7 protein-coding genes are annotated in these 13,275 nt (G+C 48.5%); all 7 read right to left on the reverse strand.

Annotated elements, in window-relative coordinates; translation table 11 throughout:
• Positions 1–76: 76 nt before the first annotated feature.
• The 7 genes from putP (FZD51_RS18360) to pcrA all read right to left on the reverse strand — a co-directional run bounded on the left by putP (FZD51_RS18360) (position 77) and on the right by pcrA (position 13,256).
• The gene (gene putP, locus FZD51_RS18360) at positions 77–1,579 is read right to left on the reverse strand and encodes a sodium/proline symporter PutP (RefSeq protein ID WP_148976094.1); all 1,503 of its coding nucleotides are present in this window, start codon (positions 1,577–1,579) and stop codon (positions 77–79) included.
• A gap of 367 nt (positions 1,580–1,946) precedes the next feature.
• Positions 1,947–3,407: a sodium/proline symporter PutP gene (gene putP, locus FZD51_RS18365; RefSeq protein WP_148976124.1), complete on the reverse strand. Its 1,461-nt coding sequence runs from the start codon at positions 3,405–3,407 to the stop codon at positions 1,947–1,949.
• 332 nt (positions 3,408–3,739) lie between these two features.
• Positions 3,740–5,287 (reverse strand): L-glutamate gamma-semialdehyde dehydrogenase, encoded by a 1,548-nt coding sequence (pruA, locus tag FZD51_RS18370; RefSeq protein WP_148976095.1) that lies wholly within the window; start codon positions 5,285–5,287, stop codon positions 3,740–3,742.
• 115 nt (positions 5,288–5,402) lie between these two features.
• Positions 5,403–6,356, reverse strand: a complete 954-nt coding sequence (locus FZD51_RS18375; protein ID WP_148976096.1) for a nuclease-related domain-containing protein — start codon at positions 6,354–6,356, stop codon at positions 5,403–5,405.
• 1,366 nt (positions 6,357–7,722) lie between these two features.
• On the reverse strand, positions 7,723–8,895 hold the full coding sequence (locus tag FZD51_RS18385; protein WP_148976098.1) for a CamS family sex pheromone protein: 1,173 nt from the start codon (positions 8,893–8,895) through the stop codon (positions 7,723–7,725).
• A 14-nt stretch (positions 8,896–8,909) separates the two neighbouring features.
• The gene (ligA, locus tag FZD51_RS18390) at positions 8,910–10,916 is read right to left on the reverse strand and encodes an NAD-dependent DNA ligase LigA (RefSeq protein ID WP_148976099.1); all 2,007 of its coding nucleotides are present in this window, start codon (positions 10,914–10,916) and stop codon (positions 8,910–8,912) included.
• 102 nt (positions 10,917–11,018) lie between these two features.
• Positions 11,019–13,256 (reverse strand): DNA helicase PcrA, encoded by a 2,238-nt coding sequence (pcrA, locus tag FZD51_RS18395; protein ID WP_148976100.1) that lies wholly within the window; start codon positions 13,254–13,256, stop codon positions 11,019–11,021.
• Between the last annotated feature and the right edge of the window lie 19 nt (positions 13,257–13,275).

Consider the following 13,275-nt stretch of genomic DNA (forward strand, 5'->3'; position numbering starts at 1 on the left):
GAGTTTTTATTAAATTTTCTGATATTTTTTTACACAAGAAAAAACTGATGAGAGATCTCACCAGCTTTTTTCATGTTTATTCCCGATCGCTTTCTGCTGCTTCTTCAAATTCCTCCCTGATCACCTTGTCCGGCTGCCTGCCAAGAAGGCTGAAGATCACGATTGCCAAAAGGGCAAGGAAGAAGCCTGGTACGATTTCATACAGCTCAAACGGAATGATTTCTTTATCTGTAAGCCGCTTCCAGACGACCACCGTAATGGCGCCGGTTAGCATTCCTGCAAGCGCCCCGTTGCGGGTCATCCTTTTCCAATACAAGGATAAAAGAACAACCGGGCCGAATGCAGCGCCGAATCCGCCCCATGCATAGCTGACCAGATCGAGGATCGAAGACCCTCCGTTTTTCGGATTGCCTGTATAAGCGAGAAGTATCGCAATCAATGCAATGATGATGACGCCGATGCGCCCGACCCAGACAAGCTCTTTATCACTCGCATTTTTGCGGATGATGCCTTTATAAAAGTCCTCCGCCAAAGCACTCGATGATACAAGCAGCTGGGAATCAATCGTACTCATGATCGCTGAAAGGATTGCAGCCAGCAGGATGCCTGATACCCATGGATTAAACAGGATATCGGCAAAGAAAATAAAGACCTTTTCGCTATTATCCACATCACCTTGAATCAGAGGGTTATCCGTGAATGACGGAATTCCTACAAGACCGACCAAAATGGCGCCGATAATAGAAATGGTCATCCAGGACATCCCATAAAAACGGGCTTTAGGAATTTCCTTAGTAGACCTGATGGCCATAAACCGGGTAATGATATGCGGCTGGCCGAAATAGCCAAGCCCCCAGGCCATCAGAGACACGATTCCGAGGCCTGACATCGTATCAATCGGATCCAGATATGACGGATCGATGGACCGGACTGTATCAATCGTTTCTCCCCATCCGCCAAGCTTCGCGAAAGCGACAATTGGAACAATCACAAGCGCCAGGAACATCAGAAGGCCCTGGAAGAAGTCTGTCCAGCTGACAGCCAGGAAGCCGCCAAGGAACGTATAGGAAATGATGACAATCGCCCCAATCAGCAGGGCTGTATTATACGTCATCCCAAAGGTCTCCTGGAAAAGCAGGGCTCCCCCTACAAGGCCGGATGAAGCATAAAAGGTAAAAAATATTAAAATGACGAGAGCGGATATAACACGGAGAAGCCGTGATCCATCCTTAAAGCGGTTTTCGAAAAAGTCGGGGACTGTGATGGAATCATTCGCAACCTCCGTATAGGCGCGCAGCCGGGAAGCAACAAATTTCCAGTTCAGATAGGCTCCAATAATCAAGCCGATGCACATCCATATGGAATCAAGTCCTGTCGCATAGGCAAGGCCCGGGAGTCCAAGCAGCAGCCAGGAGCTCATATCAGAAGCGCCGGCACTAAGAGCTGTCACTCCAGGCCCGAGGCTTCTCCCTCCGAGAACATAGTCAGACAGATTGCTTGTCAGTTTATAAGAAATAAGTCCAATTGCAAGCATTCCAATTAAATACACAATAAAAGTAATTAACGTAGCAGTTTCCATTGTATTAAAGCATTCTCCTTTCCTTAACTAATTGAAATTTTTAAATACGAGCATTGTTTTCTATACAGTTTTTCTGCAACCTTATGCAGACATCATCATTTTAAAAAACACTGAAAGAAAACAACCCTCACTCCCGCCGTTTAACAGCCGTTAATAAGCGTAACACAGATACATAATCAGAACAGGGAGAAAATTCAGTATTCTAAAATGCCATTTATATTTATTCACCAGATTTGCATATATATTTAAGAAAACGGTTATACGCGAGTATCTATTCATCTAAATTTATAAAATTAAGTCAGGGTTTTCTCCGGAATATAAAAAAGCAGGCCTTAATAGCCTGCCATTCGATAGATTAGATTTTCAATTAAAAAGAGGATGCCTTTGCCTTCTCAAACTCTTCCTCGATTTCTTTATTCGGAGAAGAAGATGCCAGGCTGAAAATAATAATGGCTGCAGTACATACCAGAAAGCCAGGAACAATTTCATATAAATCAAAGATGCCGCCCTTCAATTTTTCCCAAATGACAACAGTGGCAGCCCCGGAGATAAGCCCTGCGAGTGCCCCATTCCTTGTCATTCGCTTCCAGAAAAGCGACAGGATGATCACTGGACCGAATGCTGCGCCAAATCCGCCCCACGCATAGCTCACAAGGTCAAGGACAGAGCTTTCCGGGTTCATGGCAAGAATGATGGCAATCAGGGCAATCACGATGACCGAGAACCTGCCGACCCATACAAGCTCCTTTTCCCCGGCCCCTTTCCTGAAGACGGCCTTATAGAAATCCTCAGCCACTGCACTAGAGGAAACAAGCAGCTGAGAGTCGATCGTACTCATAATCGCTGAAAGGATGGCAGCAAGAAGAATGCCGGAGATCCACGGATTGAACAGCAAAGAGCTAAAATCCATAAAGACGGTTTCCGAATCCTTTAACGGCGCATCCGCAAAATAAGCAATGCCAGCAAAACCAGTAAATATAGCACCAAACAGCCCTGCAATCATCCATACCATTCCGATCAGCCTTGCCATCGGCACATCCCTGGTTGATCTCAATGCCATAAAACGGGTGATGATATGCGGCTGCCCAAAGTAACCGAGGCCCCAGGCCATTGAAGATATGATCCCGATTGCAGTAGTGCCGGCAAAAACATCAAGGCCGTCCGGCTTGATGCTTCCCACCTTATCAACAGCCTCACTCCATCCGCCGACTTCGCTGATGGCCGCTATCGGGACAATGAGAAGGGCAATGAACATCAGGATTCCCTGTACAAAGTCAGTCCAGCTTACTGCGAGAAAGCCGCCAAGGAAAGTATAGGAAATGATGACAATGGCTCCGATCCACAATGCCGCTTCATACTGCAGCCCAAAGGAATTTTCAAACAGCTTGCCTCCTGCCACCATTCCTGATGAAGCATAAAAGGTAAAAAATAATAAAATAACAAATGCAGAAATCACCCTCAGCACTTTTGAATGGTCCCTGAAGCGATTCTCAAGATAATCAGGAATCGTAATGGAATTTCGTGAAACCTCTGTATAGGCCCTCAGCCTTCTTGCAACAAACTGCCAGTTCAAATAAGCGCCTGCAGAAAGGCCGATGCAGATCCAGACAGCAGAAAATCCTGAAACATAGGCCGCACCCGGCAATCCCAGGAGAAGCCAGCCGCTCATGTCAGAGGCCCCGGCGCTTAGCGCTGCTACACCCGGCCCCAGGCTCCTCCCGCCTAAAACATAATCAGACAGATTGCTGGTCATCCGGTAAAAAAACAGGCCAATTGCCAGCATCCCGGCCAGATAGACAATAAAAGTAACCAATGTAGCCGTAGACATCATCTTTCCATTCTCCTCTCCGTAAAATACGTGATGATAGAAAGCAGAATCAATGCCGGCATCGGCACCAGCAGCCAGAAAATCGTCATCCCGCTCAAGCCCATCTCCCGCCACCTCCATTTTTTTTAGTAAAAGCCTCTTCATCAAACGATTGATTAATTCCTGTTCCACCCTCCTGCCAAGCGGCTTTAAGAGGGTAAAACTAATAAGATTATACACAATTAATTTAATAGTATAAATATTAAGATAAAAATATGACTATCCTACTAGAAGTGCCCAGCACAAAAAGCCCGCATCCCATATTGGGATGCGGGCATGTCCGGCAGTCCGGATTAGTACATTTCAGAAGTTGTCTTCGCCTGCATATGCAGAAGGATATAATCAGGTCCTCCAGCTTTTGAATCTGTACCAGACATGTTGAAGCCGCCGAATGGCTGGTATCCAACGATTGCTCCTGTACAGCCGCGGTTGAAATACAGATTCCCGACATGGAAATCTTCGCGTGCCTTCTGGATGTTTTCACGGTTCGTAGTGATGACCGCACCTGTTAAGCCGTACTCTGTGTTATTGGCAATTTCCAATGCATGGTCAAAGTCTTTAGCCTTTGTGAAGCCTACAACCGGACCAAAGATTTCTTCCTGCATCAAACGTGCATCAGGGGCAAGGTCAGCGAACACAGTCGGTTTGATGAAGTAGCCTTTAGAGCTGTCCCCTTCTCCGCCTGTCATCAGCTTGCCTTCTTCTTTGCCGATTTCAACATAGCTCATGATTTTGTCAAATGCATTCTGGTCGATAACAGGGCCCATGAAATTGCTCTTGTCTTCCGGGTTACCCTGTGTCAGATCATTTGTCAGCTCAACCACGCGGTTAAGCACTTGATCGTACACATCCTCTACCACCACTGCACGTGAGCAGGCAGAGCATTTCTGTCCGGAGAAACCGAATGCAGAAGCAACGATTGACTGTGCAGCAAGCTCAAGATCTGCCTCTTTGTCAACAACGATGGTATCTTTTCCGCCCATTTCCGCGATCACTCGCTTCAGCCAGATCTGGCCATCATTCAATTTAGAAGCACGCTCATTGATGCGCAGACCGACGTCACGTGATCCAGTGAATGAAATAAAGCGGGTGTCCTTATGGTCAACCAGATAGTCGCCCACTTCTGCGCCGCTTCCAGGTACAAAGTTCAAGACGCCCTTCGGAAGGCCTGCCTGTTCCATAACCTCAACGAATTTCGCCGCTACCACAGGAGTAGTTGAAGCCGGCTTCAGCAGCACAGTGTTTCCGGCAACAATCGCAGCCACAGTCGTACCAGCCATGATTGCAAGCGGGAAGTTCCACGGAGAAATAACGATGCCTACGCCCAATGGAATATAATCATAGCGGTTATATTCATTCGGACGGCTGTTCACTGGCATGCCGTCTTTCACTTTCAGAGCCTGGCGTGCATAGTACTCAAGGAAGTCGATTGCTTCCGCAGTATCTGCATCAGCCTCATTCCAAGGCTTGCCCGCTTCCTTTGTCAGCAAAGCAGAGAACTCATGCTTGCGGCGGCGGATAATCGCTGCTGCCTTGAAAAGCACATCCGCGCGCGTCTCAGGCTTCACCTTCCTCCACGTCTTGAAAGCCTCGACAGCCGCCTGCATTGCCTGCTCAGCATGCTCCTGCGTTGCCTTTGATACACGGCCGATCACTTCTTCTTTATTAGAAGGATTATAAGAAACTATTTTATCTTCAGTCGAAACGCGCTCTCCGCCAATCAGCAGATCATAATCCTGGCCAAGATAGCCCTCAACAGTCTTTAAGCCCTGCAGGTAGCCATCGCGCTCTTCTTCAACAGAAAAATTAGTAAAAGGTTCATGCTTGTAAGGTTGTACCATTTATAACGCCTCCTATGTACTAAAACGTTTACATCCAGGTTCCATTTTAACATGACTTTATATTTATCTCCAACATTCTGATAAATGTTTATTTTTCCAAAAGTTTTTCAGGTTGTTATTTTAATATATAGATCCTTCCCTTTGTTTTTCCATCTGGCTGTACATGATAGAGCAGCCGCCCTGCCAGCTGCAGGGACGAAATCTGCAAAAAATGCCTTGCCTCTCCGTTTGTAATTGCCGGCCCTATTAATAAGCGATAATCATCCAGAGCAGGCAAATGGCAATCCGCAGCTTTGAAATGGCATTGCGGACACAACCATGTTCCATGTGACCTTCCCATCGGAAGAGCTTGGCAGGACGGGCAGAATACACCCGTAATGAGCTCAGCTTTCCTAATATCATATTGTTCAAGGATATCTGCATTTAGAGGGGTATGTTTCTTGAGGATCAGGCGGCTGAGCTTCTTCCATTGTTTATCATCCAGGCAGCTCTCTCTGTGGTTTAATTCAAGCTTCTTTATTTTAGCCGGAAGTGCTTCACTATGAAGAATGATATTGGAAATCGATTCGTTTTTGGGGCTTGTTTTCAATAGAGTGTATGGGCTGCTTATGGCTATGAGGGATTCAATCGGGATGGGGGGATAGCCGTGCGTGCTAAGCCAATTGGCCATGAGGGAGTTGTGGCGCTGTATTTGGATAAGCGGATCAGGAAATGCCTCTTCCTTCTCATTTTGAGTCCGGATCAGCTGCTGGAAAACGGGATCGAAATACAAGGTGCCAGCCATATTCTTCACTTCAAGAGTGACGATGAACTCTTTGGATAAGAGGAGAAAGTCCATTTGAAAAAAATGCTCCTGTTCCTGCAGACGGATATCGTGGAAAATTAAATACTTATCTACCGGAAGAAAACCGAGCTGGTAATCTACCGCAAGCTCCCCCCTGTAACCGGCAAGCCCCTTTGCCAGTTTTTCCTGGATAAGCTGGTATTTGGGGTGGCTTTGCGGCAGTCGCCGGTGAAGGGCCTGCAGCTTTTGCAGTTTTAAAGGCATTTCTATTTTTTTTAGAATCATAGGAAGCTCCTTTCTTGTTTTCTAGTATTTATATACTTGGCTCGCGGGTGCAAATCCTGTATTTTTGGGGGAGAATTTTTTGTTTATTTTTTGGAAGGGGCAGGCGGCCGGAGGAGGGAGCGGCATATGAGCGATTTTGGGCAGTGACTGGGCAGTTTGGCGGGGGAAGTTTGAATAATTGGGGCTGTTTTTGAGCTTATTAACTATTATTGCCCATTTTTCAGGCGAGTTTCATATAAAAGGACTATCGCAGACCTGCGCTGTTTTCTCTTTCAGTTAAAAAGCCCGTTTCAATGAGAGGTCGGGGAGGCCCTTTTTATCATTCTGGGGCTTTTCTACCGACTGGGGGCTTTTTTCTACCGATTCGATCAATCGTTTTACTGATTCAGCTAATTTTTCTACCAAGTCCACGCGTTTTTCTACCAGCTCCCTCCCAGCGGCCATCTCAGCGGGCTGAATCCTCTCAAAATGCTTCAACTTTCCCTGAAAAGCTCTCTGATAGCCTATTTTTGAGGTGAGACCCGGCGCTTTTTCACCATCCCGCAGCTTATTCTACCGACTGGGGGCTTTTTTCTACCGATTCGATCAGTCGTTTTACCGATTCAGCTAACTTTTCTACCAAATCCACTCGTTTTTCTACCAGCTCCCTCCCAGCGGCCATCTCAGCGGGCTGATTCCTCTCAAAAAGCTTCAACTCGCCCTGAAAAGCTCTCTGATAGTCCATTTTTGAGGTGAGACCCGGCGCTTATTCACCATCCCGCAGCTTATTCTACCGACTGGCGCCATTATTCTACCGAACTGTCCTATCATTTTACCGATTCAGCTAACTTTTCTACCAAGTCCACTCGTTTTTCTACCAGCTCCTTCTTAGCGGCCATCTCAGCGGGCTGATTCCTCTCAAAAAGCTTCAACTCGCCCTGAAAAGCTCTCTGATAGTCCATTTTTGAGGTGAGACCCGGCGCTTATTCACCATCCCGCAGCTTATTCTACCGACTGGCGCCATTATTCTACCGAACTGTCCTATCATTTTACCGATTCAGCTAACTTTTCTACCAAGTCCACGCGTTTTTCTACCAGCTACCTCCTAGCGGCCATCTCAGCGGGCTGAATCCTCTAATAAAGCTTCAACTCGCCCTGAAAAGCTCTCTGATAGCCTATTTTGGAGGTGAGACCCGGCGCCTTTTCATCATCCCGCAGCTTTTTCTACCGACTGGCGCCATTATTCTACCGAACCGCCCTTTCATTTTACCGATTCAGCTAACTTTTCTACCAAATCCACACGTTCTTCTACCAGCTCCGTCCCCCACGCACACCGCCCACACCACAAAAAAAACAAGCAGCCCTCCAAAGCGGCTGCTTGTCTCTTCTACTGCTGATAAATATGCACAAATGGTTCCTGGTCCCCAGCTTTCCGGACGATGAGTGCTTCCGGGCCGTTGACGGAGGTGACGCTGACCTGGACGGATATATAGTCAGGGAAATGCTTCATGACGAGTCCGGTCACATATTGGGTAAAGCCTATGCCTTCTGCTTTCCCGTAGAATTGAATCGGGATTTCAATGTTCAGCTCCTGGAGCTGGTCTTGGGCATAAAAGGCTTTCCCGATGACTCCGTTGAAGTTAGGGAAGTATTTTTCGACGTCCTGCTTGAAGTTAAGGAATGAGGTGACGTCTTCCCTGTGATCTTCGGTGGCTCCAGGGGATGGGAAGAGCACGTATTCTTCATCAACGTTTTCCCAGCCGCCAAGCTTGCTGCTTCCTTTGTCCGCCTGGGCATAGGCAAAGAAAGTGCCAGGCACGACTGATTTATTGCTTTCCTGCTCGAAAAGGGCGATGGTGATTGGTACATTTTTAAGCTCGTCCATGCTGCGGAGTCTGCTTAATACCTGATCGGCGATCTGCTTTCCTTCTTTTTCAAGGGTGGCGTGGTCGATTTTTTTCTCAAAAACGTCCCCATATTCCACTGTTCTATAGTAGTGAACAGAGTTCAATGCAAGACCGATGACGACTCCTCCGAGATAGGCTTTGCCATCTTCATTTTTCAGGAGGTAGTTATGCTCAAGGATATGGGCCAGGTAAATCGGGTTTCTTTCTTCCCTCGATTTGATGTCGCCTTTCCCGTCATCCACCGGATTCAGGCCAAGGTTGTCTTCTTCCTCGAGGTTCTTTTCCTTCAGCTGCGCGGCCGTATACTTGCGGCTCAGCCATTTGCTGACCATATCTCTTTTCAGATACTGGCCTTCCTGGAAAAAGAATTTATCAGGATCGAATGAGTTTTGGGCCACTCTCATGAGGCCTGTCTCAAATTCATTCAAGTCATATCTCGTATTGATATTATTGACGACCAATCCGCGTGCTTCCCCGGGCTTAAAAGGCAGGATCGTACGATAGTACTGATCCGAGATCTTATAGTTTGGAATAATCGCATTTTCCTTTGAGTCATCCTGCTCCTGCACCACTTCCTCCTGCTTCTGGAAGTTAGGGGCGCAGCCTGTCAGCAAAAAGGCAAGGGACAAGGCGATTATTGATGTTCTTCTCACTGCTTTTACACCTCTTAATTATTTAATTCTTCAACCAGCTGCTCCTCATTCCATATATCAATTCCCAGGTCCTGGGCTTTCGCCAGCTTGGAGCCGGCATCCTCCCCTGCAATCAGGAGGTCCGTTTTCTTGCTGACGCTTCCGGAAACATTTCCGCCCAGTACTTCGATCTTTTCTTTTGCTTCATTTCGGCTCAATATGGAAAGCTTGCCTGTCAGCACGATCGTCTTTCCTGCAAAGAACGAGTCAGAGTCCGCTGCCGCAACCGGCTTCGGTCCTTTATACTCCATGTTTACGCCATATTCTTTTAATTCGCGGATAAGCTCCTTCGCTTCTTCCTGTTCAAAGAATGCGACAATGGCACCAGCCATTTTACCGCCGATTTCATTGATCGCCGTCAGATCTTCTTCAGATGCATCCATCAGGTTATCAACTGTGCCAAAATGCTGGGCAAGCGTTTTGGCTGCCTTTGCGCCTACATGCCTGATTCCTAATCCAAACAGCAGCTTTTCAAGGGAGTTCTGCTTGGATGCCTCAATGGCCTGCAGCAGATTATTGACCGATTTTTCGCCCATGCGCTCCATTCCGATCAATGCTTCATGTGTGAGCTTGTAAAGGTCAGCGACATCCTTGATCAGTTCTTTTGCAAACAGCTGGCTGACCACTTTTTCGCCAAGTCCGTCAATATTCATCGCATTCCGGGAGACAAAATGGATCAGCCCCTCGCGGATCTGGGCCGGGCATTTCGGATTGATGCAGCGCAGGGCCACTTCGCCCTCAAGGCGGACCAATTCGCTTCCGCACTCCGGACAATGTGTCGGCATTACAAATTCGCGTTCTTCCCCTGTCCTTTGCTCAGCAAGCACATTGACAACCTCCGGAATGATGTCTCCGGCTTTCTTGACGACTACCTTGTCGCCGATCTTGATATCCTTTTCGCGAATCAGGTCTTCATTATGAAGCGATGCACGCTGGACAGTTGTCCCGGCGACACGGACCGGTTCAAGCAGGGCTGTAGGAGTGACAACGCCGGTACGGCCGACGCTCAGCTCGATATCCCTCAAAGTGGTGACCACTTCTTCAGCAGGGAACTTATAGGCAATCGCCCAGCGCGGGCTTTTCGCTGTTGCTCCCAGCTCCTCCTGAAGGGCAAGCGAATCGACCTTGATGACGATTCCGTCTATATCGTAATCCAGGTTAGGCCGTTTCTCGGTCCAGCTGCTGACATATTCAATAACTTCTTCTATGCTGGCACATTTTCTGCGCTCTTTGTTCGTCTTGAATCCGAGTGTTTCCAGATAATCCAGTCCGGCACTGTGTGATTCTACACCCGTATCGCCAGTGTTTGATATCCCGTATAAAAAGATATCTAGATTGCGGGAAGCGGCGATGCGGGGATCGAGCTGGCGAAGGGAGCCTGCAGCCGCATTGCGCGGATTTGCAAACGGCTCCTCGCCCCGCTCTTCTTTCCCTTTATTCAATGCTTCAAAGGATCGGCCAGGCATGAATGCTTCCCCGCGCACCTCGATGGATACAGGCTCTGAAAGACGGAGGGGAATGGAGCGGATTGTCCGCAGGTTTACGGTGATATCCTCCCCGATCGTTCCGTCTCCCCTTGTCGCACCCTGGATGAACAGGCCATCCTCATATTTCAGGGCGACGGCCAGGCCATCAATTTTCAGCTCGCACACATAAGAAAGAGTTTCTCCTGCAGTCTGCCGCACCCGGCGGTCAAAGCTGCGCAGGTCTTCTTCGTTGAAGGCATTGCCAAGGCTCAGCATCGGTGTTTGATGCTCGACCTTTTCAAACATATCGAGTATTTCGCCGCCGACCCGCTGGGTAGGAGAATCAGCGGTTTTCAGCTGGGGATGCTCATTTTCAAGCTCCACCAGCTCTTTCAGGAGCCGGTCATATTCAGCGTCCGGCACTGACGGCTGATCAAGGACATAATATTCATAGCCATATTGATTCAGCAGATTATGCAATTCTTTTACTTTTGCTTCGGCATTTTGAAGGTCCATATTTTCCAGCCCTTTCATAAAAAACTCGGCCGCTGCCCGCCTCCAAAAAGGCCCGGCAGCTCCGCAGCAATTATGCTTTCTATCCTATATTTCTGTACTGTATCATCCTTTTGTAATCGGAGCGAATTTTGCCAGCAGGCGTTTGATGCCGGTCGGGCTCGGGAAGGCGATATCGAGCTCTGTTCCTTCTCCCTGGCCTTTTACGCTGACAACTGTTCCGGTGCCCCATTTCCCATGGACGGCTTTGTCTCCGACCTGCCAGCCAAGTGCATCCCCGCCGGTCGAGGCCGCAGCCGGCTTGACCACAGCCTTGCGCATAGCCTGCCGCGGTGCTGAGGATGATAGTGGCCGTCCACCTGCAGGGCTGCCAAATGGAGAAGGTGATGCCTTCTTCGGCTCGATCCCTTCGATAAGGTCTGCCGGGATCTCCTGGATGAAGCGTGATGGAGGATTCATATTCGTCCGTCCGAATAATGTCCGCATCTGCGCATTGGTTATATATAATTCTTCCTCTGCACGGGTGATTCCCACATAGGCGAGGCGGCGCTCTTCTTCCATTTCTGCCTCTTCCATGAGGGAGCGGCTGTGAGGGAAGACGCCTTCCTCAAGCCCGATCAGGAATACGACCGGGAATTCCAGCCCCTTTGCAGAGTGAAGCGTCATCAGGACGACGCTATCGGTCTTTGTGCCATCGTCTTCCAGCTTGTCAATGTCTGCAACAAGGGCAAGGTCAGTCAGGAAGGCGACGAGTGTTTTATCTTCGCTGCCGTCCTCGAAGTTTTTCGTCACAGACAGGAACTCGTCGATGTTTTCCAGGCGGCTTTGGGCTTCAATTGACTTCTCTGCCTTCAGCATATCCCTGTAGCCGGACTTTTCCAGCACTTCTTCAACAAGCTCTGTCACAGACAGGTATTCCTGCATCTGTTCATAGCTTCTGATCAGCTCGCGGAACTCGGCTGCCGCCTTTGTGATTTTCGGGCTCAAGCCGATAAGGTCAAGGGCATCAAGTGCCTGGTACATCGTCATATCATGCATCTGTGCAAAATTGGCGATTTTGTCAACGGATCCTGAGCCTATCCCCCGTTTTGGCACGTTGATCACGCGCTGCAGGCTGATGTCATCATCAGGATTGGCAATCAGCCTCAGGTAGGCTAGGATATCCTTGATTTCTTTTCTGTCATAGAACTTGATGCCGCCGACAATGGAGTACTCAATGTTTGATTTAAGCAGCACTTCCTCCATTACACGTGACTGGGCATTGGTCCGGTAAAGGATGGCAATCTCGGAGTACTTCCGCTTGCCGCTGTCGACCATTTCTTTGATTTTCCCTGCGACAAACTGCCCTTCGCCCTGCTCGCTGTCAGCTCGGTAATGAAACAGCTTATTGCCTTCTGCATTTTCTGTCCAGAGATTCTTGGCCTTCCTGTTGAGGTTTTTGGCAATCACCTCATTGGCTGCGAGCAGAATCCGCTTTGTTGAACGGTAATTCTGCTCCAGGAGGATCGTCCTGGCATTTTTGTAGTCTTTTTCAAATGAAAGGATATTGGCTATATCCGCTCCGCGCCAGCGGTAGATCGACTGGTCGGAGTCTCCGACTACGCAAAGATTCTTGAATCTGTCTGCCATCAGCTTTACAAGCATATATTGTGCTCTGTTTGTATCCTGATACTCATCAACATGGATATATTGGAATTTGCGCTGATAATATTCCAGCACCTCAGGCACCCGCTGGAATAGCTGGATCGTTGTCATGATCAGGTCATCAAAGTCCAGCGCCTGATTTTTGCGGAGGCGTCTTTGATATTCTGTGTATACGTCGCTTGCGATCTGCTCAAAGTAGCCGCCGGCCGCCTTTGCATATTCCTCCGGGTCGATCAGTTCGTTTTTCGCCGAGCTGATGCTGCCCAGGATCGCACGCGGGTCGTATTTCTTTGGATCCAGATTCTTGTCCTTTAGGATCGCCTTGATGACAGACTGCTGGTCTGTTGTATCAAGGATCGTGAAATTACGGCTAAAGCCGATTCTGTCTATATCTCTCCTGAGGATCCGCACACACATGGAGTGGAACGTCGAAATCCAAATATCATCGGCTGCTCCGCCCATCATGTTCTGGATCCTCTCGCGCATTTCCCGTGCCGCCTTGTTAGTGAAGGTGATGGCAAGGATGTTATACGGGTTTACCCCTTTTTCAACCATCAGGTATCCAATCCTGTGGGTCAGCACCCTCGTCTTTCCGCTTCCCGCACCGGCCATGATGAGCAGCGGCCCGTCCGTTGCCTTTACAGCATTCTGCTGCTGGGCATTCAATCCGTTTAATAGTTTATCCGTTAAATATTGCATCTTTTTATTCACCGCCAAA

Origin of the sequence: Bacillus infantis (assembly GCF_008180445.1) — a bacterium.
GTDB lineage: Bacteria > Bacillota > Bacilli > Bacillales > Cytobacillaceae > Bacillus_AB > Bacillus_AB infantis_B.